This is a genomic window from Microcoleus sp. Pol17C6 (genome assembly GCF_036701145.1).
GTDB lineage: Bacteria > Cyanobacteriota > Cyanobacteriia > Cyanobacteriales > Microcoleaceae > Microcoleus.
Window position 1 is genome coordinate 105,354 of the sequence record NZ_JAUBQH010000006.1, and the last position, 26,536, is coordinate 131,889.

At 47.2% G+C, this 26,536-nt stretch carries 21 protein-coding genes and 1 pseudogene; 15 read left to right on the plus strand and 7 right to left on the minus strand.

The window, feature by feature from the left end; genetic code table 11:
- Positions 1–149 precede the first annotated feature (149 nt).
- Positions 150–506, plus strand: a pseudogene (locus QUA25_RS05165) (IS701-like element ISPlag1 family transposase); the annotation flags it as partial.
- Between the two features lie 229 nt (positions 507–735).
- Here QUA25_RS05165 and QUA25_RS05170 read toward each other — a convergent pair.
- Positions 736–1,320, minus strand: a complete 585-nt coding sequence (locus QUA25_RS05170; protein WP_333036106.1) for an endonuclease dU — start codon at positions 1,318–1,320, stop codon at positions 736–738.
- Positions 1,321–1,418: 98 nt separating this feature from the next.
- Here QUA25_RS05170 and glpK point away from each other — a divergent pair, with 98 nt between their 5' ends.
- The 4 genes from glpK to QUA25_RS05190 all read left to right on the plus strand — a co-directional run bounded on the left by glpK (position 1,419) and on the right by QUA25_RS05190 (position 4,723).
- Positions 1,419–2,906 carry a glycerol kinase GlpK gene (gene glpK / locus QUA25_RS05175; RefSeq protein ID WP_333036107.1) on the plus strand — a complete coding sequence of 496 codons (1,488 nt, stop codon included), beginning with the start codon at positions 1,419–1,421 and terminating at the stop codon, positions 2,904–2,906.
- 74 nt (positions 2,907–2,980) lie between these two features.
- Entirely contained in the window at positions 2,981–3,352 is a 372-nt protein-coding gene (locus tag QUA25_RS05180) for a c-type cytochrome (RefSeq protein ID WP_333036108.1), read from the plus strand.
- 181 nt (positions 3,353–3,533) lie between these two features.
- Positions 3,534–4,034 carry a DUF3122 domain-containing protein gene (locus tag QUA25_RS05185; protein ID WP_333036109.1) on the plus strand — a complete coding sequence of 167 codons (501 nt, stop codon included), beginning with the start codon at positions 3,534–3,536 and terminating at the stop codon, positions 4,032–4,034.
- Between the two features lie 473 nt (positions 4,035–4,507).
- Positions 4,508–4,723, plus strand: a complete 216-nt coding sequence (locus QUA25_RS05190) for a hypothetical protein (RefSeq protein WP_015176895.1) — start codon at positions 4,508–4,510, stop codon at positions 4,721–4,723.
- A 170-nt stretch (positions 4,724–4,893) separates the two neighbouring features.
- On the opposite strand, the gene QUA25_RS05195 is transcribed toward QUA25_RS05190, so the two are convergent.
- Positions 4,894–7,989, minus strand: coding sequence for a pentapeptide repeat-containing protein (locus tag QUA25_RS05195; RefSeq protein WP_333036110.1), 3,096 nt, complete (start codon positions 7,987–7,989; stop codon positions 4,894–4,896).
- Positions 7,990–8,286: 297 nt separating this feature from the next.
- On the opposite strand from QUA25_RS05195, the gene rplU reads away from it, so the two are divergent.
- On the plus strand, positions 8,287–8,679 hold the full coding sequence (gene rplU, locus QUA25_RS05200) for a 50S ribosomal protein L21 (protein WP_333036112.1): 393 nt from the start codon (positions 8,287–8,289) through the stop codon (positions 8,677–8,679).
- A gap of 27 nt (positions 8,680–8,706) precedes the next feature.
- A complete protein-coding gene (gene rpmA / locus QUA25_RS05205; RefSeq protein ID WP_190738131.1) occupies positions 8,707–9,006 on the plus strand; it encodes a 50S ribosomal protein L27 in 300 nt (99 codons plus the stop codon).
- 301 nt (positions 9,007–9,307) lie between these two features.
- On the opposite strand, the gene thiS is transcribed toward rpmA, so the two are convergent.
- Together thiS and QUA25_RS05215 are read right to left on the minus strand one after the other, a co-directional pair.
- Entirely contained in the window at positions 9,308–9,520 is a 213-nt protein-coding gene (gene thiS, locus QUA25_RS05210; protein ID WP_190738130.1) for a sulfur carrier protein ThiS, read from the minus strand.
- A 97-nt stretch (positions 9,521–9,617) separates the two neighbouring features.
- On the minus strand, positions 9,618–10,700 hold the full coding sequence (locus tag QUA25_RS05215; protein ID WP_333036114.1) for a thiamine phosphate synthase: 1,083 nt from the start codon (positions 10,698–10,700) through the stop codon (positions 9,618–9,620).
- A 222-nt stretch (positions 10,701–10,922) separates the two neighbouring features.
- On the opposite strand from QUA25_RS05215, the gene QUA25_RS05220 reads away from it, so the two are divergent.
- A complete protein-coding gene (locus QUA25_RS05220; RefSeq protein WP_333036116.1) occupies positions 10,923–12,800 on the plus strand; it encodes a DUF1565 domain-containing protein in 1,878 nt (625 codons plus the stop codon).
- Between the two features lie 829 nt (positions 12,801–13,629).
- Here the strand turns inward: QUA25_RS05220 and QUA25_RS05225 are convergent.
- Positions 13,630–14,307 carry a peptidoglycan-binding protein gene (locus QUA25_RS05225; RefSeq protein ID WP_333036118.1) on the minus strand — a complete coding sequence of 226 codons (678 nt, stop codon included), beginning with the start codon at positions 14,305–14,307 and terminating at the stop codon, positions 13,630–13,632.
- Between the two features lie 263 nt (positions 14,308–14,570).
- Here QUA25_RS05225 and QUA25_RS05230 point away from each other — a divergent pair, with 263 nt between their 5' ends.
- The 4 genes from QUA25_RS05230 (at position 14,571) to QUA25_RS05245 (ending at position 20,999) form a co-directional block, all read left to right on the plus strand.
- Entirely contained in the window at positions 14,571–16,505 is a 1,935-nt protein-coding gene (locus tag QUA25_RS05230) for an SdrD B-like domain-containing protein (RefSeq protein WP_333036119.1), read from the plus strand.
- 181 nt (positions 16,506–16,686) lie between these two features.
- On the plus strand, positions 16,687–16,887 hold the full coding sequence (locus tag QUA25_RS05235; RefSeq protein ID WP_333036121.1) for a hypothetical protein: 201 nt from the start codon (positions 16,687–16,689) through the stop codon (positions 16,885–16,887).
- A 276-nt stretch (positions 16,888–17,163) separates the two neighbouring features.
- Complete coding sequence (locus QUA25_RS05240) at positions 17,164–19,740, plus strand: SdrD B-like domain-containing protein (protein ID WP_333036122.1); 2,577 nt, start codon at positions 17,164–17,166, stop codon at positions 19,738–19,740.
- A gap of 398 nt (positions 19,741–20,138) precedes the next feature.
- Entirely contained in the window at positions 20,139–20,999 is an 861-nt protein-coding gene (locus tag QUA25_RS05245; RefSeq protein WP_333036124.1) for an SDR family oxidoreductase, read from the plus strand.
- A 371-nt stretch (positions 21,000–21,370) separates the two neighbouring features.
- Here QUA25_RS05245 and QUA25_RS05250 read toward each other — a convergent pair whose 3' ends face one another.
- Positions 21,371–22,399, minus strand: coding sequence for a hemerythrin domain-containing protein (locus QUA25_RS05250; protein ID WP_333036125.1), 1,029 nt, complete (start codon positions 22,397–22,399; stop codon positions 21,371–21,373).
- A gap of 302 nt (positions 22,400–22,701) precedes the next feature.
- On the opposite strand from QUA25_RS05250, the gene QUA25_RS05255 reads away from it, so the two are divergent.
- The 3 genes from QUA25_RS05255 (at position 22,702) to QUA25_RS05265 (ending at position 25,833) form a co-directional block, all read left to right on the plus strand.
- Complete coding sequence (locus tag QUA25_RS05255; protein ID WP_333036126.1) at positions 22,702–23,967, plus strand: pitrilysin family protein; 1,266 nt, start codon at positions 22,702–22,704, stop codon at positions 23,965–23,967.
- A 281-nt stretch (positions 23,968–24,248) separates the two neighbouring features.
- Entirely contained in the window at positions 24,249–25,517 is a 1,269-nt protein-coding gene (locus QUA25_RS05260) for a pitrilysin family protein (protein WP_333036128.1), read from the plus strand.
- Between the two features lie 100 nt (positions 25,518–25,617).
- On the plus strand, positions 25,618–25,833 hold the full coding sequence (locus QUA25_RS05265) for a hypothetical protein (RefSeq protein WP_333036208.1): 216 nt from the start codon (positions 25,618–25,620) through the stop codon (positions 25,831–25,833).
- Positions 25,834–25,852: 19 nt separating this feature from the next.
- Here QUA25_RS05265 and QUA25_RS05270 read toward each other — a convergent pair whose 3' ends face one another.
- On the minus strand, positions 25,853–26,230 hold the full coding sequence (locus tag QUA25_RS05270; protein ID WP_333036129.1) for a DUF6632 domain-containing protein: 378 nt from the start codon (positions 26,228–26,230) through the stop codon (positions 25,853–25,855).
- Positions 26,231–26,536 lie beyond the last annotated feature (306 nt).

A 26,536-nucleotide genomic window follows, 5' to 3' on the forward strand; every position in this document is an offset into this window, starting at 1 on the left:
AATGGCTTATTCTCGCTTGACTTCGCAGCCCCTGTGGATAATTAAATCAATGTCACCTCCACCCCTGATGCGGCATTTAATTCGACTTTATTTATGATCCTTGCACTGTAAAGCTTGTAGTCTCGTTCCCCAAACAGTCGTGAGTATTGAAATTCAAGAAAGTGAAATTATTCCGAGTAATTGTTTCCACCAACAAGACGGAATATGTCGCGACTAAGGACTTAACTCAGTCAGACACAAATGACGTACAAAAAGTGTGTGCTATTCGTTGGAAAATTGTAGAAGGCAACCAAGAAATCAAGCAATTAACAGGAATATAGTCTTGTCAGTGTCGGAAAGCTCGGATTCAAAGAAATCATATTGCTTACACTTTACTTGTATGGTTAAGGCTTAAAAGTTTAGCTGCTCGGACAGGTCGAACAATATATCAAATCAAAAATTGGCTGTTATCAAATTATTTAATTGAACAACTGAAACGCCCCCAGATTCCGATATTTATTGTCTAAAAAATATGACAATAAACTGAGAGAAGTTTTGATTCAAAAAGCTGACACCCGATCTCGTACGGTTGGTTGATGAGTGCCCTACCGAGGGACGGCACTCATCAACTAACCAAGGGCAAAGTTTGGAACTTTTGGAAAGGCTATCGAAGCATTTGTGACAGTTGCGTAAGTCCTGCCCATAAGAAAATTTACTCTTTGTGGAACGCGCATCTTGCCCGTTCTTAACAATAATTCAAGCAGAACTGCTGCTAACTCCATTAATTACCGCCGCACCAATCAAATGAGCCAAACGCAAAGCTTCAGGAACTTTACCAGTGTCTGTCAAACGCTGGAGCACCAGCGCAATTAGTTCTGGTTTTTCGCCGCAAACTTGAAAAAAGAAAGGTTCAAAAACGTGAATTTTTCCGGCGCGGCGCAACAATTCTAAACGGTATTCCGAGTCTGGTAAATGGCGGAGGGCTTTTTCAACAGCATCTAAATCTGGTTGGCGGCGCATGACAGCAACGCAAGGAATTTGCAGGCGCGATGCTAACTCCGGAAGGTCAATAATATTGAAGCCGCCGAAAGCAATTCCGTCTAGCAAAACGAGATGCAATTGCGGCAGAAATTTGCCTCCGAGAAGTAGACCAGAAATAGCATCCGTGGCATCTAATCCGTCTGGGAGGACTTGTCCCCACACCATTCCTTCAAATCGAGTTCCCCCGCAGACTATGCCCGCGATCGACACCAGACTGCCGCTTGTCCGAGAAAACGGAGCGTCGTCAAAGCCAATAACCTTAATTGTGCGATCGAGCCTGAGCAAATCTGCCAGTTTCAACTTGTGGAGTTCCCTAAACTAAAGTTTTTGAGATTAGCTTGTGTTTTACATAGTATCATATACGTTAAATAGCTCATTACTAAAAAGGTTTTAGACAATTGGCAAAAAAATACGTAGCAGCGATCGACCAAGGAACCACCAGCACCAGATTTATCATATTCGATCGCCAGGGACAGATAATTTGCAGCAACCAACAAGAACACCAGCAAATTTATCCGCAACCCGGATGGGTTGAACACAATCCCGATGAAATTTGGCAGCGCACCCAAAGCGTGATTAAAAAGGCCCTTGAAATCGGCAATATCGACCCCAAAGATATTGCAGCACTCGGTATTACCAACCAGCGCGAAACTACAATTGTTTGGAACAGAAAAACGGGCAAATCTTATGGAAATGCGATTGTTTGGCAAGATACTCGCACTCACCAAATTTGCGAAAAATTAGCGGAGTTTGAGGGCAAAAATCGATTTCAAAAACGATGCGGTTTGCCGCTGGCAACTTATTTCAGCGGGCCGAAAATTAAGTGGATGCTGGACAATATTCCAGGATTGCGCGAAGCGGCAAATCGAGGCGATGCGATTTTTGGCAATGTCGATACTTTTCTGATTTGGCACCTGACTGGCGGCGTGCACATTACCGATTTTACCAACGCCAGCCGCACGATGCTGATGGATTTGCAAACCCTCGATTGGGATGCGGAAACTTTGGAAATAATGGCAATTCCCCGCCAGATGCTGCCAGAAATTCGCCCTTCGAGTCAAGTTTTTGGAACTGCAAAAGGATTGCTTGCAGGTGTTCCGATTGCTGCTGCTTTGGGCGATCAGCAGGCCGCCCTCGTCGGGCAAACTTGTTTCAGTCTGGGGGAGGCGAAAAATACTTACGGTACGGGCTGTTTTATGCTGCTGAATACTGGTGAGACGATCGTCCCTTCAAAGCAAGGATTACTAACAACAGTCGCCTACAAGATGGGGGAATCGCCCGCTGTGTATGCTTTGGAAGGCAGTATTGCGATCGCCGGAGCTCTAGTGCAGTGGCTGCGGGACAATTTGGGCATCATCAACACATCTGCGGAAGTAGAAACATTAGCAAATACAGTCGAAGATAGTGGCGGAGTTTACGTTGTCCCGGCATTTTCGGGACTCTACGCACCCTATTGGAAAGACAGCGCCCGGGGAGTAATTGCAGGTTTAACTCGCTACGTGACTAAGGCACACATTGCCCGCGCAGTATTGGAAGCGACAGCGTGGCAAACGCGGGAAATATTGGACGCTATGAATCAGGATTCAGCAGTGCAGCTTTTGTCTTTAAAAGTAGACGGAGGAATGGTGGTAAATCACACGCTGATGCAGTTTCAAAGCGATGTTTTGGGAGTGCCTGTGGTGCGGCCTGTGGTAGCAGAAACTACTGCACTCGGTGCGGCTTATGCGGCGGGTTTGGCGGTGGGTTTTTGGAGTCAGCTAGCCGAATTGCGCGACAATTGGGCGGTGGATTGTACTTGGGAGCCGAAAATGCCGATCGCACTTCGCGAGCAAAAATATCGCTTTTGGAAAAAAGCAGTTTCCCGCACATTCGATTGGGAAGAATAAATCGCTGAGTTAACCCCAAAATCCGTATTTAGTGATATCCTTAAATCCAGCACATTTTTTCAAATTGCAAATAAATGATTTCGCTAAAGAACTTAAAAAAAATTCTCACCGCCTTTGTATTGATACTGACACTGGCTTTTATAGAAATCGCCACTAATTCCCAAATGGCGATCGCAGATACAACTACAAATCCCACAACTGCAGCCGAAGTCTTCAGCGCCAACTGTGCAGGCTGTCACATCAACGGCAGCAACATTATCAGGCGCGGCAAAAACTTGAAACAAAAAGCTTTAAAAAAATACGGCATGGATTCCATCGCCAACATTTCCAACTTAGTAACCAACGGCAAAGGTATTATGCCCGCTTACAAAGATCGTTTGTCGGAACAACAAATTATCGATGTTTCAGCTTATGTGCTATCCCAAGCTGAAACTGATTGGAAATAAAGCCGATTAGGGAGATTGTCTGAGCAGGTTTAGCGCTTAAATTGGTCATCCATGAATAATATTTATACAAAACCTGCCTGCTTTTTCTCTTCTATTGTTCATCCCTTAATAATCTCAACACAAAACTTGTCATTTTTTCTTATTTTTATAAAAAAGTGTAAATTATCGGAGGTATTGCCAGGTGAAAAAACATTATTGTTGGCGTAGAACTTTAACTATTATTAGCTTTTGCTTGTATCTGATATTAGCTAGCAGCCCGCCCGCTTTCGCCTCGATTCACAAATATCCAGAAACTGCAGAGACAGTAATGTTCCGATCCGTACAAAGCCTGCGTGATACAGATGATAAAGCATGGCAAGTTGTTTTGTACAAGCGAGTCAAGTCGGGAGTAGTAAAGTCTTTAAATCTGAGATTAGTAGGATTTCCCGGAACAGAATTGCAGCACCCGGTTCCGCTGAAAGTTGCTGCGGGCAAGCGCGAAATTGGCAATGCTAATGATATTTGGAACGAGTCTGGTTTGCCAATTAATGTCGGAGAATACGATTTCAAATCAATAATTACACAAGTGGAAAGTAATCGACCTTTGCGGTTGAATTTACCCGTAAAAAATCAAAAAGAAACAGAATTGCTGGTTCCTCCTTTTGCTGTCAGAGAATGGCGGCTGTTGTTAGACAGAAACTAAATATATAGCGGTTCTCAAGCGTGGTGAGGTATGCCCTATACTTCGACTTCGCTTAGCACAAGTGCCCGTCAGCCCTATACATCGACTTCGCTCAGCACAAGAGCCCGTCAGCCCTATGCACGTCGGGTACCTCGTTTTACTGAGAAAGGCTATACAAATTTAATCGCACTCTACAGTTAAAATCGAGGCAATTTCCCATGTCACAAATCGCTATGTTTAAATATGCCTTAAGGTAGATTTAACGTATTTGAAGAATAATGTTATCGGACAAAAACTAAAGATACCAATTTAATCGCACTCTACATTTAAAATCGCTACAGTTTCATCGATGTATCAAAAATAACTTTATTTACATAGATCTTAAGGTAGATTTAACCAATTTGAAGGGTAATTATGAAACAAACTAAAAGCTGAGTTAGTCGGTTGACAAAACTTCAGTGTTTTAACGTAGGTGTATTCAGGGTGAAGCTACTATGACTTTAATCAGTAAAATTGTCCGAAAAGCTTTGGCAACAGGTTACTTAACGGTTGAGGCCGAAGAACAGTTGCGACAGCAGTTGCAGATGACTAAGTACGGCTTAGAAGATTTTGAGGCTTTTATTAATTTGCAAAAAGAGGTGATGGAGGGTAGGGTGAAACAGCAAGCTTTGGAATTGTTACGATCGCGCAAATGTTCTGCAACGGCTTAAATCCAGTCCGATCGACCTTTTGGATAAAATAAGGTCGATCGACCTTCGTATGTAGATCGGCCTTTCGGGCGCGGACTAGGAGGGCCCACCCCACAAGAAAATTCACTTTTTGTGGAACAGGCCGGAAAGCCTGTTCATAAAAATGATACGCCAAGCCTGGAAAAATGTTTCTACTGCATTCCTAGCTGTTGCCTTAACGCTTCTGGAACATTAACGGCTGTATCCAAACCTAGAACATTCTCCCACTTTGTATTTTCATCCCATTCGATATCTCCAAAAGTGCCATCGCTGAGGTTTGCGTCGCTGAGGTTTGCGCCACTGAGCATTGCGCCGCTGAGGTTTGCGCCACTGAGCTTTGCACGGCTGAGCTTTGCGCCGCCTAGGTTTGCGCCGCTGAGGTTTGCGCCGCTGAGGTTAACACGGCTAAGCTTTGCGCCTATAAGCTTTGCGGCAATAAGGTTTGCGCCACTGAGGTTTACGCGGCTGAAGTATGCGTCGATGAGATTTGCGGCAATAAGGTTTGCGCCACTAAGATTTGCACCGCTGAGGCTTACGCGGCTGAGCTTTGCGCCAATGAGGTTTGCGCCACTAAGGTTTGCGCCGCTGAGGTTTGCGCGACTGAGATTTGCGTCACTGAGGTTTGCGTCACTGAGGTTTGCGCGACAGAGGTCTGCGCCGCTGAGGTTTGCGCCACTGAGGTTTGCGTCACTGAGGTTTGCGCCGATGAGGTTTGCGCCGATGAGGTTTGCGTCGCTGAGGTTTGCGCCGCTGAGGTTTGCGCCTCTGAGGTTTGCCCCGCGAAGGTTTGCGCCGCTGAGGTTTGCACCACTGAGGAATCTCCCAACAGTTTGGAGAAAGCCAAAATCCCCAACACAACAGCTATAACGGATGAGACGCAACAACCGACTTGCATCCTCAACTTTACCTTCAGCATTAGGTTCCCCATAAGGATAAAACATTATTTTGTCTTTTAATTCATCTCTCTGCTGACCGTAACGGTGCAACTCCAACAACAAAATCATCACATTCAAACCAGCATAAACATCTATTTGTCGCTGTCCCCATTTTTGGGTTTTCAATTGATCTCGCAGTAGGCGCATTTTCTTCTGAGGCAAATTTTCCGGCGGCGCATCAATAAATTCCCCCTCGCACCACCGCACATAAAAATTTTCCAAACGCTGGAATAACTCCACAGGGCGAAACTGATTTTCCTCGCCTGGATCAGCCGGAGTTGTTAACAACCCCATCAAATATTCCACAATTTCTTCCGTCAGCGGCCCATAACCCAACAAATCATAAATTTCCCCGTCCATCTGAGAGTCTTGAGTATTAAATTTAATACGTTTCTTTCCCGGTTCCGTCCAGTCTTCCAGACTTTGTTTCAATCGTTCCGCACACAGAAATTCACCAAAACTCTTGTGTACAAACTCCACAGAACCTTCTTTACTGCCTTGCTGAAGATAAAAAACCGCCAAAGCATTTCTCAGAGGATTGTCGCCAATCGGTATTTGTGCTTTTTCAAGTAAGTCTTTAACCGAGTTGTCTTCTCTCAATCGTTTCTCAATCATCGCTACAGGAGCGCATTCCCCTCCCGACTGCACCACGCACAACCCTGCTTCTGTCAGGATGCGTCGCAAATCTTCTGTCTCCAGTTCGGTCAAATTGCGATTGAGCAATTTAGACCGCTGTTCAGTGAGTACCCACTTCACAGCTTGGTTGTAAATCAAAATTTTTGCTTGAGTGCTGTTAGTTCCTTGAAAATGCTCAACTTTCAACGTTTCGTCCCGGTGCATTGCCGCTAACAGATAAAGTAAGAGCGGTTCTCGCGACAGTTCTAGTTTTACATTCTCTGGACAGCATTCATCTTGCAAAAACTGCTGAAAAGCTGAGGTTTTTTCTGCCCCTAACTGGGCTTCCCACTTGCTCAACCACTGCTGCTGTAGTCCGTCATCCATTATCTGAATTTCGACTCGCTCCAAGTTATCTGGCATTTGCCTTTCAATCCCTTGCAAAGCTAAAGTTCTGCCAGTAATCAAAACCCGGTGTCTCATTTCCGAACTCTGCTGACAATCCCGCTGAAATTGCCCTACTTGCTTGAGAAATTGCTCTAAACCGCCGCTACTCCTCCCCTGCATCAGCAACTCATCAAAACCATCCAAGAAAAACAAATATCGTGTGTTTCGAGCCGTCAACCAGCCGTCATCGCTATGAAAACCCGCACTAACTGCATATTTTAGCGTCTCTCTAAAATTATTTTGCAATTTAGGAATATATCGCAGTCGAATTAACACGGGCGTCCAAACTGGATGCAAATGTTGCCGCACCCAGTCAGCAAACATCCGACAAAAAACGCTCTTGCCGCGTCCGGGCCCAGCTTCGACGAACATCACCAGATTTTGTTTGTTTTCATCTGTAAGCAAGTTTTTTGCCCAACTTTCTAAATCAAATGCTGTTACACGCTTATTAACAGCGCCATTCTTATCAATTGGCCTTGCCTTCAGAGGCACGTAGATATCCTTGAATGAGAAATTTTCTGCAAATACGGGTTGTAGCGGTAGAGAGGCAATTTGTTCTTGCAGGTAGTTGTCAATGCTGTGATATTTCTTCTGTTCCTCCCGCCATTCGCTGATAGAAGGCTGTCCAAGATGTTTAATTGCATCGCCGGAAACTGCCCAAGCTTCGATCAAATAGCGGTGAGTATTAGCAGCAACTCTCTTTGTCAAAATTTGAGCTTCATCGGCATTGAGTCCGGCTTGTTCCAGCCGTTCTGATAGCACTAGGTTAAATTCCGTGGCTAACGTCGAATCGCGGAAGCAAATAACAGTGTCTTTGGCTGCTTTATCGCTCAATTCTAAATCCGCCAAATTTTTAAGCAACTGCTTGACTTTATCGGAAACCGGAGTTTGCCCGATGCGATTTAACAGACTCTCGTCTTGTCCAAGAACATCTTTAAAACTTTCCAGATAAGCCTCCTGACTGACCAGGAAAATGCACTCAGCTAAAGTCGGCTGCTGTTGAGTTTTTTCGATAAAAAACGCCAGCATTTTCGCCGAAATCCCGACAAATGGCAATGCAGTTCCCGCAACTTGAGCTAAGGGAGAGTTCAAAACCTCTAGTAGCAAGTTGCTATTGTCGAAGCCTTGTTCTTTGAACATTTTTGCCACTTCGGCGGCTGTTTTCCCAGCTTCTCCGATTCCCTCCGCTGCTTCGGCGGAACACAGTTCTTTGATATCAGTATTTAAGAATTTCCAGATGCGATTTGCCATTTTTACCTGCCGCCTTTCAGAAGAGAGAATCAGAGAAAATCTACATTTAACTCTGTAAGGATTCCGTAGTTCGTCGCCACAAATCAGTTCTCAAACTAACACTTAGAAAAGATTAACTACCTTTTACCTTGACAAAACTCCAACAATCCGCAATAATAGTAGATTGTCTGTCTAAATCCGGCTCGGATCAGGTTAAGACATTCCAAAAGCTGGAGAGCAGTCAGCAGTCAAAAGTCCACAACGACCAATGACCAATGACTCATCAGCTACCTGTACGGCAATCTCAACAACCATCCCATGACTTACGCAATCATTGAAACCGGCGGCAAACAATTTCGGGTAGAACCAGGCCGCTTCTACGACATCGAACTGCTTCACGTTGAAGCTGAATCCAAAGTCACCATTGACAAAGTATTTCTGATCCAGCACGAAGGCGAGGTTCATATCGGCCAGCCTCTACTAGAAAATGCCACTGTAGAAGGAACGGTTCTACGGCATTTCCGGGGCCGCAAAGTCCTCGTCTACAAGATGAAGCCGAAAAAGAAAACTCGGAAGAAAAAAGGGCACCGTCAAGAAACAACTCGCTTTATGATTGACTCGATTAGCGTCAACGGTACAGTCTTAGCCGCCAGAGACTTAACTCAAGCAGTTGTGGAAACTCCCCAAACCGCCGAAACTGATTCAGAATAAAACATAGTAAATACAGTTGAGGATATTATGGCCCACAAGAAAGGTACAGGCAGTACACGTAACGGACGCGACTCTAATTCTCAGCGTCTGGGTGTCAAAAAGTACGGCGGTCAAGTTGTCAAAGCTGGCAACATTTTGATCCGCCAACGCGGCACTAAAGTTCACCCCGGTAATAATGTTGGTATCGGCAGAGATGATACTCTGTTTGCCATGATTGACGGTGTAGTGACTTTTGAAAGAAAAGGCAAAACTCGCAAGAAAGTCAGCATTTATCCTGTTGTAGCAGCACCTGTGGCTGAACCAGTGGCTGAAGCTGTCGCAGTTTAATTGCGATATTTTGCGGCGTTCTTTAAGTCTCTTTTGTTTGTCTCAAAGTCTCGATCCCCCCTAGCCCCCCTTAATAAGGGGGGGACAAGATTTTTCTCACAGTCCCTGTTAATTAACGGGGATTTAGGGCAAGATTTTTCTCACAGTCCCTGTTAATTAACGGGATTTAGGGAGACAAGATTCTCCTCAAAGTCCCCCTTCTTAAGGGGGATTTAGGGGGATCTAGACTTGACGGCAAGCGACATTCCTAGGTTCTGCCAATTGGTGAAAATTTAAGGCTTAATTTGTCACCAATTTGTGGCTAGCCTCCCCCGACAATTGTGACAACTTCTAGGATGTCGCCCTCTTGCATCTGTGTAGTTTCCCAAAATTGTTTGTGCAGAATTTCCCCGTTGTACTCTACAGCCACCAAGCGCGGGTTTAATCCCAATTGTTTTAGTAATTCTGGTAACGGTGTGTCGATCGCACAATTGCGGGTTTCTCCGTTAACTTGCAGCGCAATTTGATTTATCATCAGTAAAATATCAGTTATCAGGGCGGGTTTTGTAACAAAATTATATTTTATGCACACATTTCCTGTGCTAAACCCGCCCTACAAATCCCCAATCAACCTAGCTTTTTCCGTGCAAAGCTTTCTGAGCTTTCAGATTCTGCATCCGAATCAACTGCGAGATGAAAAACTGCGTGACTAAAGTAGGCTGTTCTGCTTCCATAATCGCGCGTACTGCAGCAACCCTTTGAGCTCCGGCATTCAATACTTCATCGAGGTTGTTGATATCAATTCCGCCGATCGCAAACCACGGAATCGGCGACTTATCAGCAGCATACCGCACATAGTCCAAACCCGCCGCCTGTTTGTCAGGTTTAGTAGGAGTGTGGTAAACCGGCCCAACTCCAATGTAGTCGGCTCCCTCTTCAATGGCTCGCTGCATTTCCTCGCCATTCGTAGTAGAACGACCGATGATGCGTCCGGGGCCGAGCAACTTGCGCGCTTCCGCCACAGGCCAATCTCCCTGCCCTAAGTGTACGCCGTCGGCATCCGCTGCAATCGCCAAATCCACGCGATCGTTCACAATCAGCAAAGCATCGTAGCGGTGACAAAGTTCGCAAAGCTGGCGCGCGTTAGCCAACTTTACCCCGTCGTCTGAGCTTTTGTCGCGGTACTGCACCAAAGTCAGTCCGCCTTGCAAAGCAGCTTCCACAACTCCCATCAAGTTGTCTCTCGGCGAAGTTACAAGATATAACTGCGATCGAAGTAACTGCTGGTAGCGCCGGTAAGCCAGCAAATTGCTTTCGAGAGTATAAACCCGATAGCGCATCTGCTTAAAAGCCGCGCCCATATTCCGATCGTAAATTTTGCCATACTCTTCGAGTACCCGCAGAGCTTCTTCCACCCTACAGAAATTCGCTTCCAGTAGCTGCTGAATGCTCGAACGCTGCTCTTCCTGCGGGTGAGTCAACTCCGTACCCGGATCGGCAGGTGTATCCCTAGCACTGCGAAGTTCTGCGACGTGCCAAGCAGCCAATTCTTGACGCAGTTGCTTGCACTCGCCAGCTAAATCGGCGCTGTTAAGACCAAACCTGCACCATTCTTCAATAATTCTCAACCCTTCGCGCGATCGATCTAAATTTGCATCTAAAATCCGGCAGAGGGCTGGCTGTGCCGGTAAAGTTCTGTTTTGTTTGTCGGTCATTCAGAACCACCCTAATTATAATTAATCTTACCAATCAACCCGCTATATTCTCCCACGCCGTCAAGATTGTGGCAAAGCAGGCGGCTTAATTTTGGCATAAACCGATGTAAATTAGACAATAATTTTTTAAGTTTTATTGAATTTGATGAAAACAAAGCATAATAGATCAAACTTGATGAGAGTGGAATCGTTAAACTGCATACCACACTTCGGAGGAGAGCCGTGAGGTTAGCAGAACAACACAAAAGATTAACAGAAGAAAACCCCAGCAGGCGGGTGAAATCAAAGTTCGATCGCGAAAACCCGACACCGAACTCGGGAAGCGGAACTCGGACCGCAAATCAGTGGGGTTTATTTATGCTCCTAAATTCTCAATATAGCGAGTGCAAAGAAAAGCGATCGCAAAAATCTTGTTTGAGTTCTTGCCTTCTGCTCGTTTTTGCGATGACCGCCCTTTGCAACCCCCAACCGTCAGTTATCGCTGCCGGGATACCGGGAGTGCAGCTACTTTCTCAGACCCTGGAGAGCGAGATTAACATACTGTACGTCAGCTCGACAGGGGGCAGCGACACAGGAGGCAACGGCAGCGATCGAGCTCCCTTTAAAACCCTCACCTACGCCTTAAGCGTGGCCCCGCCCAAAACAGCGATTTTGCTAGCGCCCGGTACTTACAGCGAGCAAACCGGGGAAAAATTTCCATTAATGCTCAGGCCCAGCGTGACAGTTCAGGGAAATCCCAACACTCGCGGTCAGAATATTGTCATCAAAGGCGGAGGATACTTTATCAGTCCGACTTCGGCGGGTCAAAATATTGCGATTTTAGGCGCAGACGGGGCGGGACTCAGCGGGGTGACGGTGACCAATACCAACTATCGCGGTTACGCTTTGTGGATCGAATCGAGTTCTCCAACGGTTGTCAACAATACTTTTTCTGGCAGCACTCACGACGGAATTTCGGTAGTGGGTACTTCCAGGCCGACGATTGGCGGGAATGTTTTCTCGAAAAATGGAGCTAACGGCATTACTATTTTTGGCAGTTCCCAGCCGGAAGTTCGAGATAATGTGTTTGAAAACACGGGATTTGGGGTGAATGTAGCGCAGAACGCTTCGCCTCTGCTAATCGGTAACAAAATTACTCGCAATAAAGATGGCGTGGTGGTGCAAGCTAATGCTAGACCTGTGCTGCGTAACAATTATATCGAGAGTAATCGCCGGGACGGAATTGTGGCGATCGCGAGCTCTCTGCCGGATTTGGGAACTGCCGCCGAACCGGGGGGCAATGTCATTCGCAACAACGGTCAGTACGATGTCAACAATGCGGCTAAAGGTCAAGTAATCCCAGCTTACGGCAATCAATTGTTGAGCAGCCGGACGACGGGCTCGGTTGATGTGGCGGGAACTTTTACCCCTCCGCCAATGGGGGGAAGTGCTTTGCAGCTAACGATCGATCGACCTCCCAGCATCGGTGGCCCAGACACTTCTCTCCCGGCTTACACTCCCGGGCGGCTAAGCCCCAGAGTAGAAAGAGCGCCACTTCCCCCGCCTGCGCCAGTTTCCAGGCGACCAGTGCAAACTCGACCCGTACAGCCAAGCGCTGAGTTGCAGCAAGAACTTTCTCCGAGAAATGCCGCTGCTTCAGCAGTGGTCCCAGGGGCGATCGCAATTCCTGTTCCCGATCCGAATTTTCGATCGGTTTCGGAAAGTTCGGTACAGCAACCAATGATTCCTCCCAATTTTGATAGTTCGAGTTCGGTTTCTTCCGAGGGTAGATTGCCCGTTCCGGCCCGCAACATTCCTATCGGAAGGGGTGGCTATGTACCTGCACCTTTAGGGGGGAATTCTTTGCCCGATGCTGAGGATAATTCGCCGTCATTCGATCGAGCCAGAGCTTTGGGTTTCCGGTATCGAGTTGTGGTGGATACCGACAGTTGGCGCGATCGAGAAAAAATGCAATCCCTCGTTCCCGATGCTTTTCGCTCTTTTTCCAGCGGGCGATCGGTGATGCAGGCCGGTGCTTTTCGGGAACGCGAAAAAGCTGATGAATTGCTACAAATGCTCAGCGCTAACGGTTTGAATGCTCGAATTGAGGAGATTAAATGAAATGGTCATTAGTCATTAGTTAACTGTTGACTGTTGACTGTTGACTGTCAAAAACTACTGATATTAATTCCGCCCTTCATCGGAATTATTCATGTCTCTCATCTCTCTCTGCGTTCTCTGCGTTCTCTGCGGTTAAATTATTCGGATGTAACCGGAAGTGATATGATATCGTTGCCGGTTGCACGAGGGACATGATATAAAAGCCACAGCGCTGTCTCGAAAGCTGTGGGTAATATTAATTCTGATGCTACCGGATTTGATATCACAGCCAAAGGCTGCTGACTACTTCAAAAAAAAATCAAAATTTTAGGGCCTAGCATATCGGATGCCAGACCCTAAAAAGTTTGTAAATTAAGTTGATCCAAGTGGGTTTTTAGCTCTGCTGAGTTTCAGCAAACTACAACTAAGGTGGACTTTTTGGCAACTACTCTGTAGACGAGCTAGCTATCAGCGGAGTCTATTCAGACTTCTGTGTTTGACTGTTGTGCGATCGCCACTTTTGATTAATCCAATAGCCTCAAGCTATCTAACCAATACGAATCGCAATATCAACCTTTCTTTGCTAATAAGCTACACGGTTCAGGCGTTGCCTGCGGACTAGAGCCGAGCGGGACAAATACTCTAATTCCAAATTTTTTATCCAAGTTTTTTGTGCTTCTTGGTTTTGCCCCTCATGTTTTTAAGTTAACACCAACTGCGCGCATAAAAACAATTTGTTTACCAAACTTGACACTTTTTGATGTGATGAAATACTTCCAAAAGCGATTATTAACAATTTGTACGATCGCCCGATCGCGCAACGTGCATAGTCGGCACTATTCGTTGGCTGTCAACGCAGCAGAGCTTCCCAAGTTGCGCGGCCGACAATGCCGTCTGCTGGCAGTTGATATTGTCGCTGAGCCGCCTTCACAGCAGCTTGAGTTTCCGGGCCAAACACGCCGTCAGCACTCACCCGCAAAAATCCCTTGGCCCGCAGCCGTTCTTGCAAATCTCTGACTGCGGCCCCCCGCATTCGTCTTCTCAAAACCGGAAAATTTGTTGGCTGCCCTTGGGGGTTAATCTCTGGGTTGTCGGCAGTTACAGGAGCGTTGGCAATCGGGTTTTCTATCGCGCTCTGAGCAGCAGGAAACAGCCGGTTCCAAGTATCTTGACCGACTATGGCGTCGGGAGGCAGACCTGCTGCTTCCTGGAACTGAGACACAGCTCTAGCGGTGCTTTGTGAGAAAATCCCGTCTACAGTGTCAGGGTAAAAGCCCAATAATTTAAGAGCAGCTTGGAGTTCGATCACTTCTGAGCCGCGGCTGCCCAATTTGAGCGTGGGGCGGACGATCGCACCTGTTTGAGCGATCGGGCTGTTAATGTTACGTTGTTCGGAGGTAGGTAGCTGTGCTGCAACACGAGTAGGGGCGATCGAGCCTATTGCCAATAAACCGCACAAACTCCAGCCGAAGAGCAAACTCGGAACCTCGCGGGCTTCATTCGAGCTTGCTGTCAAGTTTTGGGACATTGGGAATTCGACCTCTGCAAAACTGGTAGCGATCGTACATCAAATCTGCAAAAAATAGGGAATTTAGGCATAGGGCATTGGGCTAAGGCATTAACTGATTCCCTGGCTATGTCTGCGAACCAGTTAACTCAAAACTCACTACTTTTCCCCCCTTCCCTTTCCTCAAAATAATTTATCCCCTGAAATAGCTGCAATTGGCAAAAAAACTGCTAGATTGCCCTACAGAAAACATTGAACCGCGTTCATTGGGCCCCAGCAACACCATGTCCGAATCCAGAACCGCCAGCCAAATAGACATCGGCAACGTCAACATCGGGAACTTCCAAGTCGGCAGCATCAGCGGCACTAAATACAACGATTTTAACGCCAACGGCCTCCCTGATCCCGGAGAAGTCCCCATTCCCAACTGGCAAATCTATCTCGACCTCAACAACAACGGCCAGCCAGAATTTAACGAACCTTCCACCCTCACAAACCCGCAAGGCAACTACATCTTCGCCAACCTGCCGCCGGGCACTTACCAAGTTAGGGAAGTCCAGCAGCCGAACTTTCGCCAAACTACCCCTAATCCTGCACCTATCACGATTACTAGCGGCACGAACGCTGGCAATATCAATTTTGGCAACAACTTTAACGCAGGGACGATCGCAGGCACAAAATTCAACGACATCAACAACAACAGCAGCCGAGATCCGGGCGAACAAGGGCTAGCTAACTGGCAAATTTACCTCGACCTCAACCGCAACAACAGGCTAGACGGCGGCGAACCTGTTACTTTGACAAATTTTGAAGGCAATTACGCTTTTGTCAATATTCCCGCAGATACATATTTGGTCAGAGAAGTCCAGCAACCGGGTTTTCTCCAAACCACACCTGACCCCGGTCCGGTTAACGTTACTTCCAACGCCACTGTCAACAACATCAATTTTGGCAATGTCTTTTTTGTTGGCAGCATCAGCGGTCTCAAGTTCAACGACCTCAATGCCAATAGCGTCCGAGATGCGACAGACCCGCCTCTGACCAACTGGCCAATTTACATCGACCTCAACGCCAACAACAGCTTTGATCCGGGCGAACCCAATACCATCACAAACCCACAAGGCAACTACACTTTTGCCAATGTGTCTCCCGGCCGGTATTTGGTGAGGGAAGTCCAGCAACCTGGATGGGTACAGACTACGCCAAATCCAGGCCCGATCGACATCACCGGCAATACCAACGTTGTTGGCGTCAATTTCGGCAACAATTTTCCTACCGGCAGCATCAGCGGCTTCAAGTTCAACGACCTCAACGCTAACGGTATCAACGAACCGACGGAACCGAGAGTTGCCAACTGGCCGATTTACCTTGATTTCAACAACAATGGCAGTTTAGATCCGGGCGAACCTTCAACTTTAACGAACCCCGAAGGTAATTTCTCTTTTATCAATTTGCCTCAAGGAACCTATGTGGTGAGGGAAGTCCCGCAGCCAGGTTTTCGACAAACCACGCCCAATCCGACTCCGATCACCGTGGGTAATGGCACAAATGCCACTAATCTCAGCTTTGGCAACGTGTTGGTGACTGGCACGATCAGCGGTGTGAAATTTAACGATTTTAATGCCAACGGTCGCCTAGATCCTGGGGAACCCCCGATCGCCAACACTCAAATTTACATCGACCTCAACAACAACAGCAGTTTAGATCCGGGCGAAGCGAGTACCTTAAGCGACCTTCAGGGCAATTACAGTTTCCGCAACGTTCCGGTAGGTAGTTATGTTGTCCGCGAAGTTCCGCCGCCCGGTTTCATCCTAACTACTCCGCCTGCGGTGGTTGTTGTCTCGGCAGATATTCGGGCTAGCAGCATCGATTTGGTGACGGGAGATGTGGTAACGGCAGATGCTGAGGGTACGTTGGCTAAATCCTTGAAGGACGACCCGCTGACGAATGCCAGCAGCTATGCGGGACTGGAACCTGCAGGTAATATGGTGGCGGATAGCTTGCCTTGGAGCCAGGGTCGTGATAGGGATCAAATTAGTAAATTTTTGAGTGATGAATTTTTTGCAAATTTAGGCAATATTCCTAACTTTGGGCAACAGAATGTCGGTCGGGAGCCTAATTCACAAGTTAGTAATTTTGTCAAGACCAATGAATTAAATAAAGGGGCGATCGCTCACTGGGTTGTGCCGATGGGCCCGAGAGATTTCTCGGTTATGTAGGGTGACACAAAAGTCGATCGCCCCGAATCCCAAACCGCAGATAAAAATCCGGAAGAGGTGAAAGGGCGATCGCGTGATACCCTATTGTTGGCAACCTCCAACACTCAAGCCTAAGTTCCGGCAAATCCGAAGCAGGCTTGTATATTGGGTGCAATATTCAGAGGCAGTAGCATCTCTGTGAGTGAAAAACTATCAGGTAATTCCCCCAAACCCGATCGGCGTATTTGCAGGCAAAGCAAGTCATATCAAGTCTGGTAGCTCGATCGATGCTGGTTCTCTGTCCTTGGCAATCCCAGAGGAGGCGATCGTCAATGACAGCGAACCAGGACAAACAAGAACGATGCCGCCGGACTTGATATCAGGGGGGAGAAGTCTGTCTTAGGCTTTTTAAAGCTCGAAACAGCAAGTATGTACGGACAGAGAAGGTGTGCAAATCTTGAAGATGTTGCCCTCAAATTGCCAGGGTTCTTCAAAACCTGATATACTTGCCAGCGACAAAGCTTGAGGCATTGTTGTGTGAGATGGGAACATTACCTCAAGTGCAGACGTATGTAAAATCGAGTAGCGGTTGTCAGCTATTAGTAAAAACTACTCAGCAAGTTACAACCCATACAGTAGTCTGTAATTTACGTGGATTTAGGTGTGAAGGAGAGAAATCATGGCAGATTTAGATTTAACTAACGAAGAGCTCAGTGCCAAGCAATTACAGCCAGTTGTGGTTGGGAATGCTGGCCCGGCAATTCTAGGCCTCAAGTTCTTTGACCAGAACCGCGATGGCATCAGACAGCCAACTGACATAGGTCTGGCGAATGTCCCCATCCTTCTCGAATCAGCAACAAGCACCAACGGTGTACTTGATGCTGGTACTGGAGAACTCTTAACCACGACGGACGCTAACGGCGCGTTCTCATTCATAAATCTTGTCCCGGGCAATTACGTACTCACGGAAACCGTAATACCTGGTAATTTGATCCCTACTACTCCCAACCCCCTCGCTGTCACCGTTGGCAACCGAAATGTCAACGTTTTCTTTGGCAACGGCCCAGTAGAAACACCTCTAGGCAGCCGAATCGTTGGATGCAAATACCTAGACATAGATGCCGACGGCTTCCGAGACGGGAATGAACCGGGGATTAAAAATGTCAGGATATATATTGATGCCAATGGCAACGGTCAACGCGATGCAGGGGAACAGAACACTTTAACAGACAAAAATGGTGCATGGTCGTTCAACGTAGCACCCGGAACATACAAGATTCGGGAAGAACGGATTAGACGACAGATTAATTCTGTTACCGGACTAGAAGTTAATGCTACGGACGCAGAACCCTTAGAAACACAAGATTTTCCCCAAAGCACTCCCCCCGGCAACGTTCCGGTACTGGACGTGACGGTAGCAGCAGGTCAAACCTTTGCCTGCGCTCAAGTGGGCGATACTCCGCTCTATCAAATTGAAGTTAACAAATTTCGAGACATAGACCGCAGCGGAACGCGAAATGTTGTTAGTGGAGTCTTGGAACCCCCCATTGCCCGAGTACCGTTTATTTTAGATGTCAACGCGAACGGTCGCTGGGATGGAGCAGGCTCCGAACCGATAGCCATCACAGATGCGAACGGAGTAGTTACCTTCAAGGATTTGCGAGCTGGCGATTACAGAGTGTTGGAAATTTTTCCAGGTGTACTGCCTCCAGAAGTAGGTGGCGGTGTCCCAGGAAACCTCAATGCTCCAGTAGCAACCACTCCAAACCCCACTCTGGTTTCGGCACCAGGGCCGCAGGCACGATTCCAGGGTACCATCAGCAGAGAGCAACCGCTGCTAGTAGCAGACTCAACCTACACGCTGAAACCAAACGACCCTAAATTCATAGACTCCAACCGCGACGGCGTTCAACAACCAGGTGAAAGATCGATCGCCACCACTGGTGAGCGGCCGATTTTTGCAGCGCCAGTTACAACTTTACCAGCCCCCAACCCCTCGCCATCACTTACCTTTACTCCTGTGGGAGCAACTCAGGGTATTGGCAACAATGCCGGTGTGGGCAACACTCGACCGAACATCACTGTCTTCAAATACAATGACCTGAATGCCAATGGTCGCTTTGAACCAACTCAGGGTGAAGCGCCAATTAGCGGTGTCACTGTCTTCCTCGACAACAACAATAACGGCACTCCCGACGCTGGAGAACAGCAAATCCAGACAAATGCCCAGGGTAGAGGAGCCTTTACCAACTTGCCAACAGGCAACTATGTCGTTCGAGAAGTTGCACAGCCCAATTTCTCTCCTTCTACAGCAGATCGCGTCGATGTGACCCTCAGCACTCAGGATGCCAACGTTACCTTTGCCAACACACCTAACAGCAACATCACCGGGTGTAAGTTTGAGGACTTCAACCTGAACGGTTATCGAGATGGGAATGAACCAGCTATTCCTGGTGTCACCATTTTTATCGATAGTAATCGTGACGGTCAGTTGCAAGCAGATGAACCCACTACTACTACCAATGAGTTTGGTGTCTTTGCATTCAACAATTTGCGCCCCGGCAATTACAGCATTCGAGAAGTAACGCCTCCTGGTTACTTCCAAACGACTCAACCAGTAGATGTTGTTCTCGGTGCAAATCAAACCTTTACTTGTGCTTTGGTCGGTAACTCTCGCCGCTATGACCTCTTGGTTCCTAAATTCCGGGACGATAACCGCAACGGTGTACGGGACCCCAATGAAGAGCCCCTTTCCAATATACCATTCACCTTGGATTTGAACGGCAACGGCCGCTATGATGCTGCAACAGAACCGCTGGCGAGAACTGATGCTGCTGGTATTGCTCGGTTTAATAATTTGTCTCCAGCCACTTACTCGGTTTTGGAAGTCTTCGATGCGAGCGTTAATAACCCGTTCCCAATCCCAACTGGGCCCAACCCAGTTAGCTTTGACGTGCCGGGCCCTAACACAGTACCGACAACTCCAGAAAGAGCTATTCAGAGCATCCCTGATGAGCTGACTGGCGGCACGGTTGCTGCTTCTGCGGTAACTACTAATCCCGATATTCTCAATGACAGCGGTTTATTCGCTTCACAAGTCAGCATGACTGATTTGATCGCACCTCAGAGTGCAGGTGTCAGCTTTGTTGATGACATGAGCTGGAGGAGGACCGCGAGTGCACACACTGTATTGTTGCCTGAAGATAAGAAGGAGTTTCTGTTAGCTGCTCCTGTTCCTTCTCCGACTGGTTTCTAATGTTAAGTTGAGTCTCTAGTTCGAGACTCAGCAATTAGCAGCTAGCTTGTTTAAACTGCACGTCAAATAATGTTTTGGCGTGCTTTTTGCTGTTGTGACAATAATTAGAGGCTCGCGCGGCGGGTTTATCGATTTCTTTAATTACCGGAAATATTTTTCGTGAAACCCGCCTCTACAACAAATATATCCCGATGCTCGTAGGGGCGCTTTTTACTGACAATCTTTGAGAAAAACTCACAATTTATATAAACCAGCCCGCCACAATCATGGGTTCGGCTGACGGGTTTATTTATCTCTTTAATTACTGTCTTTAGTCGTAGGGCACGATCGGCAAAAAGAGCGATTCCCTAGTTACAGAAAACCTTTATTTATGGAGGTAGAACGTAGAGGAATTTTTTATGCCAACCGAACAGAAGATTAATCCGGCTCAACATCAAGAACAGCAACCCGGTATTGAATCGCAAATGACCCCGCAACCCCAATCCTTCGCGGAGGGATATCGCGGTAGCGACAAATTGCGGGACAAAGTAGCCTTAATTACGGGCGGAGACAGCGGTATCGGGCGTGCGGTGGCGATCGCCTTTGCCAAGGAAGGCGCTAACGTAGTCATCAGTTATCTTAACGAAGATGATGATGCCAAAAAAACCAAAGAGGCGATCGAACAACAAGGCCGGCGCTGTATTGCGATCGCCGGCGACATCGGCGACGAAAGCGTGTGTCAAAACCTTGTAGAACAAACAGTTAAAGAATTTGGCCATCTCGACATCTTAGTCAACAACGCCGCCGAACAGCATCCCCAAGAAAGCATCGAAAACATCACCGCCGAACAATTAGAGCGCACCTTCCGCACCAACATTTTCTCGATGTTTTATCTCACAAAAGCCGCTCTCAAACACCTCAAAGAGGGAAGTGCAATTATCAACACTACCTCTGTCACCGCCTATAAAGGCAATCAACAATTACTAGATTACTCCTCCACCAAAGGAGCAATTGTTGCCTTTACTCGCTCTTTGTCTCAAAGTTTAGCTGAGAAAGGAATTCGCGTCAACGGAGTCGCCCCCGGCCCGATTTGGACGCCTCTAATTCCTGCAACTTTCTCTGAAGAAAAAGTGGAGAAATTTGGTGCAGACACGGCCTTGGGACGCGCCGGTCAACCCGATGAAGTTGCCCCCAGTTTCGTGTTTTTAGCTTCAAAAGATTCGTCTTACATGACTGGTCAAATTTTGCATCCCAACGGCGGATCTGTTATTAACGGGTAGATTTGGCGCGAGTTAATATATAGCCTTTCTCAGTAACATGAGGTGTTCTTGGGCATTGGGCATTGGGCATTGGGCATTGGGCATTGGACATTGGTCATTGGAAGAGTACCTTACTTTCCTGAGAACCGCTATATAACCGCATTTTTTAGGCGCGGGTGTCACCCACAATCTCACATCATAACTCAGAATCTAAATCAATCCGCCCCTACAACCAGCTTAGCCAGGGCGGGTTTATTCATTTTTTTAGTGAGTTTTTGAACATTTGTGAGTTTACACAAAACAGTAATCCCGCTACCCATGTAGCGGGATTGATAGGTTGCAGTTTAGCTAGTTTTGAGCTCACCTAGAGCTACAATTAGCTCGCTGCTGAATTAGCTCAGGTTAGCCATTTCTTGCTGGATGGTGCTTTTGGCTGCTTTGAATTGAGTAGCCATTTGTTCCATTTGTGCTTCGCTCAAGTTGCGGCGAATTTGAGGGAACATATCGTTTTCTTCTTCTTTTACGTGATCTTTAACTGCTGTTTGGAGCTGTTTGATTTGGGCTTTGAACTCAGGAGAGCTCGGGCTCATTGACTTAATCTTGGCGAGCATTTGCTTCATTTCTGCTTGCTCGTCGTAAAGCTCTTGAGTGTTGCTGTAGTAGCTGCGAATTGCTGGGTAAACAACTTGTTCTTCGGCTTCGGCGTGAACGCTGAGGTCTTTGTAAAGTTGACCGAAGAATTCTTGTAGTTTTTGAGGATCGTCGGTGCTTGCGATTTCCATAAATAGGGTATCGGCTTTGCGGTGATCCATGGAGATGATTTCGGTGATGTTCATCTCATCTTTGCTGCGGGTAACTGCACCGCCGATGATGCCGGTCATGGCTGCCATTGCATCTTGCACGCGGGCCCAAACGCCTTGGTCGGGGTCTTTGCCGGTTAGTTCGCGCACGCCCAAGATTTCCATAACTCCCTTGAGTTGCTCTTGGTGAGCGCGGTTTTCAAAGTTAACTGTGTTGAGGGGAGTAATGGCGGCTTCGATGTCTGCGCCGACTATTTGAGCGGCTTTGTGTACTAACAGACCGGCCATTGTTTGTTTGTGTTTGAGCAGTTCGTGCTGAGCGACTTTTTCAAACAATGTTAGTTCAGAACCTTTCATGAGTTTCTGAACTTCTTCGATCATTTTTGTGAATGTTTCTTTGGGTTCGGTTTGAATTCCGTATTGAACGATTACGGTTTCTAATACGCCCAAGTTTTTGCGATCGTCCTCAAGCATATCCCGGAAACGATCGCACAGTTCGGAGTCGTTGCAGGAATTGATGAACAATTGCTCGTTGGCGATCAACAAGTTTTGCAGCGCTTTCATGTCTGCTAATTTAGTCGCGATCGCTTGGCGCTTGGTATCTTCTAGGGTAGCTACCATCTGTCGTTTCTCCTCTCAATGTCTTTAGTGTTCTTACATCTTTTAATTTATTGATATATTCTGATAACATCCTCTTTCTCCCGACTGATTAATTAATATCCCGCGCAACCTATTGACTTTTGAACAAAAAAATGGTAAGTATTTGAGACTGCTTGAAAAAAAGCAAAAAGCAAAAAATAACTGATGAGTAAGGATTAATGGCAGATGAGTAATGATTTCTGTATCAATTAATCCCGATCGCAGAGCTGTAAAGCGCTACCATAGTTGCAGCCGAAGTTAACTAAAGTTTAAGAATAACTAGCTTGTCTCAACTGCTCACTGCTTTAGAGTTCCCAGCAAATGTCTGGAAGCTCAACAACGGGTTAACGGTCATTCACCAGCGAATTTCGGCCACACCGGTGGTCGCGCTAGACGTGTGGGTGAGGGCTGGCGCTACGCTGGAGCCGGATTCTTGGTCGGGAATGGCTCATTTTCTAGAACACATGATATTTAAAGGGACGGATTCGATCGCCCCTGGAGAATTTGACCAGGTAATCGAAAATCGCGGGGGTGTCGCCAACGCAGCTACAAGTCACGACTACGCCCATTTTTTCGTCAACGCTGCGGCCGATTATTTAGCAGAAACAGCGCAGCCACTGGCAGAATTGCTGCTGCGGGCTTCGATTCCGGATCGGGAATTCGATCGCGAGCGAGATGTGGTGCTAGAAGAAATCCGCCAAGCTCAAGACAATCCCGATTGGCTGGGTTTCCAAGCCATGATGGAAACAGTTTACCAGCGGCATCCCTACAGGCGATCGGTATTGGGCACGGAAGAACTGCTGATGTCGCGAACTCCCCACGAAATGCGCTGTTTCCACCGATCGCACTATCAGCCGGAAAATATGACTGTGGTGATAGTCGGGGGAATTGATGAACAACAAGCCAGAGATATTACGGGGAAAGCATTCGAGCAGTTTTCGGATCGGTGGGATTGTCCCAAATTAACGGCAGAGGCGGAACCGCCACTGATAGAAATTCGCCGTCAGGAACTCTGTCTCCCCCGATTGGAACAAGCGCGGCTAATGATGGCCTGGACAGGCCCGGGAGTTGAACACTTGCAAAGTGCTTGCGGTTTGGATTTGCTGTCGGTGTTGCTTGCAGACGGGCGGACTTCGCGTTTAGTCAGGGAATTGCGGGAAGAATTACAATTGGTAGAGGCGATCGACAGCACTTTCTCGCTGCAACGGGAATCGAGTTTATTTACTATCAGTGCAGTCTTGGACGCGAAAGATATTGAACAGGTGGAATCTCGGATTTGCGATCGACTTTGGGAATTGCAGTCTGAGCCAGTTTCCGAGGTAGAATTGCTCCGCTGTAAGCGTTTGCTGTGCAACGATTTTGCTTTCTCGCTCGAAACGCCGGGACAGCTCGCCGGTCTTTACGGATATTACAATACGATCGCCACTGCGGAATTAGCGCTCAGCTATCCCACCAGGATTAAAGCATTTGGGCCCTTAGACCTCCAGCGCCTAGCTCAACAATATCTCTCTCCCCGACGCTATACAGCCGTGGTACTCAAACCAATCTAATTGGTAAACGGGTGAAAATACATATATTTTTGATACCGGAGAGATGTTCGGCATTTGTCCGGGACTCTTTGTGCTTGTGGCGCACCCTACGGGATAGATGTTGTTACATTTAGATGTTGTGGGTCAGGCCCTGCCCGGTATGACATCATACAAGATCCGCATGGAAAATAGAAAAATGGCAATCAAGTAATTACTAATTACCAATTACCAATTACCAATTACCCATTTTCAATTACCAATACTTCAGCTACTCTCAGTACAAGTTCCCAACTAAATTAACCATGAAAAATGAAATCCAGCGCACGGTTTTAGACAACGGTATTGTTGTCTTAGCAGCAGAAAATCCAGCAGCAGATATTATTGCAGCTAGGATATTCCTGCGGGCCGGCAGTCGCTACGTGCAGCCGGAACAAGCAGGATTGTGTCACTTGCTGTCGGCGGTAATGACTAAGGGAACCGATCAACTGTCTTCGCTGGAAATTGCCGAGCGTGTAGAATCGGTGGGAGCGAGGTTGAGTGCCGACTCTACTACAGACTATTTTTTAGTGAGTTTGAAGACGGTTTCTGCGGATTTTGAGGAGATTTTGGAGTTGGCTGCGCAATTGACGCGATCGCCCAATTTCCCGGAAGCTGAAGTCGAACTCGAACGCCGCATTGCCATATCGGCAATTCGATCGCAACAAGAACAGCCATTTGCGATCGCCTTCGAGCAATTGCGGCACGCGATGTACCAGGAACACCCCTATGCTTTCTCTCCCTTGGGCACGGAAGCTACTATGTCAAAGCTCACCAGAAACGAGCTCGAAGAGTTCCACAAAACCTATTTCCGTCCCGATAATGTAGTTATTTCTGTCGCCGGCAGAATATCCACCGAAGATGCGATCGCCCTGATCGATCGAACTTTTGGGGACTGGAAAGCGCCTTTAACACCCTTACCAACTTTAAACGTCCCCCCTCTCTACCCCTCCCCTGAATCGGTCGTTACGGCGCAAGATACCCAGCAATCAGTGATTATGCTGGGCTACCTCGCACCCTCTGTCAAAAATCCAGACTATGCAGCGATTAAGTTGCTGAATACTTATTTGGGTAACGGTTTGTCGAGCCGGTTGTTTGTGGAACTGCGGGAAAAGCGGGGCTTGGCTTACGACGTTTCTGCGGTCTACGCGACGCGCTTGGACACGGCTCAGTTTGTCGTGTACATGGGTACGGCGCCGGAAAATACGGCGACTGCTTTTGAAGGATTGCGCGCAGAAGTCGATCGACTCGCCAACACCGAACTAAGCGAGGAAGAATTGCAAGCTTGCAAGAATAAAATGCTCGGTCAATATGCTTTAGGAAAACAAACTAATTCGCAAATTGCCCAAGTTTTAGGCTGGTACGAAATTTTGGGATTGGGAATTAAATTTGACCAGCAGTTTCAAGAAGAAATTGCACAGGTGACAGCTTCACAAGCGCGGGATGCTGCTAAGAAATATTTTGTAGAACCGTATATTTCTTTGGTGGGCCCGGAGGCAGCGATTACAGAGTTGGGTGTAGTGGCTGTTTGTTGAGTATGAAATTGGCGATCGAACTTTTCAAAAGTTCGATCTGTTCGATCTGATTATACGCGATCGCCCGGACACGATATAAGCTCCAGCAGAATATGTCAATATCCCACCGATGGTTGAATATTCACTAACATCATTAGGTGAAATTTTCCTTGAGCCGATCGCAACGCTTTACGAGTGGGGTGAGATACATCTTGCTGACTTAGCAGCGATTGCTACTAATAGAGAAAATGCACTATCAGCGATCGAACAAATCAAATCAGCGGCCCTAGATGTCTTTAACTCAGCAGCCCGGGTTTCGTCTGTCTGCTGGATTTGATTTGTTCTGCCGCGCCCGTTCATTCACTTGGCACCACTTCGCGTGACGCTAGGAAACCAAGGACAATTGCCACCAAAATCAATGCTGGAACATCGCCGAGGAGGTGTCCGCGTTCCGCAGAATCAATCACTGCGTGTACCGCCATGATCAGCCCGTGGACTACACTCGACCAGACTGTGAACCAGATTAAGCTGAGATGTGTTTCTGGTTTTCGAGAAGCCCACAGCAAAAAGACACCAAGCGTCGCATAAATGCCGACGATCATCTGTTCGTATTCGTATTGGCCTGGTTGCCATGACCAGCCAGATGACCAAACCTTCATCAGTGGATAGACAAGCAGAAAGGCAATTCCGACAACAACAAGGGCGATTCGCAAGTATCGATGATGCTGATCCATTGCTCTAACCTCCTATTATTTTCCAGTATAGTCTCTACCAACTAGATTCGTATTTGCGCAGTAAATATCTTGAGCTCGATCAAAATCATACCTCCGACGATTGTGGTGCAGTCCTAAACGCTTCTGAATCAACCAGAAAGAAGGTGCTTATAAAGATCGGCTTCCCGCCACACCCCCATAGAGGACTTGTCGCATAACGGTTGATTTGAGCGACAAACGCTCCATCCTAACTAAAAATATCATAATTGAACGTTTTCTGTTCCCGATCGGTCTAAATTGAACAGACGCCCGATATGTCTAATTTAT

Excerpts from the sequence above, each read along its gene's own strand:
- QUA25_RS05180 (WP_333036108.1), top strand. The coding sequence starts at position 2,981 with ATGATTTCGCTAAAGAACTTAAAAAAAATTCTCACCGCCTTTGTATTG.
- QUA25_RS05190 (WP_015176895.1), top strand. The coding sequence starts at position 4,508 with ATGACTTTAATCAGTAAAATTGTCCGAAAAGCTTTGGCAACAGGTTAC.
- QUA25_RS05195 (WP_333036110.1), bottom strand. The coding sequence starts at position 7,989 with ATGGCAAATCGCATCTGGAAATTCTTAAATACTGATATCAAAGAACTG.
- rplU (WP_333036112.1), top strand. The coding sequence starts at position 8,287 with ATGACTTACGCAATCATTGAAACCGGCGGCAAACAATTTCGGGTAGAA.
- rpmA (WP_190738131.1), top strand. The coding sequence starts at position 8,707 with ATGGCCCACAAGAAAGGTACAGGCAGTACACGTAACGGACGCGACTCT.
- thiS (WP_190738130.1), bottom strand. The coding sequence starts at position 9,520 with ATGATAAATCAAATTGCGCTGCAAGTTAACGGAGAAACCCGCAATTGT.
- QUA25_RS05215 (WP_333036114.1), bottom strand. The coding sequence starts at position 10,700 with ATGACCGACAAACAAAACAGAACTTTACCGGCACAGCCAGCCCTCTGC.
- QUA25_RS05225 (WP_333036118.1), bottom strand. The coding sequence starts at position 14,307 with ATGTCCCAAAACTTGACAGCAAGCTCGAATGAAGCCCGCGAGGTTCCG.
- QUA25_RS05230 (WP_333036119.1), top strand. The coding sequence starts at position 14,571 with ATGTCCGAATCCAGAACCGCCAGCCAAATAGACATCGGCAACGTCAAC.
- QUA25_RS05240 (WP_333036122.1), top strand. The coding sequence starts at position 17,164 with ATGGCAGATTTAGATTTAACTAACGAAGAGCTCAGTGCCAAGCAATTA.
- QUA25_RS05245 (WP_333036124.1), top strand. The coding sequence starts at position 20,139 with ATGCCAACCGAACAGAAGATTAATCCGGCTCAACATCAAGAACAGCAA.
- QUA25_RS05250 (WP_333036125.1), bottom strand. The coding sequence starts at position 22,399 with ATGGTAGCTACCCTAGAAGATACCAAGCGCCAAGCGATCGCGACTAAA.
- QUA25_RS05260 (WP_333036128.1), top strand. The coding sequence starts at position 24,249 with ATGAAAAATGAAATCCAGCGCACGGTTTTAGACAACGGTATTGTTGTC.
- QUA25_RS05270 (WP_333036129.1), bottom strand. The coding sequence starts at position 26,230 with ATGGATCAGCATCATCGATACTTGCGAATCGCCCTTGTTGTTGTCGGA.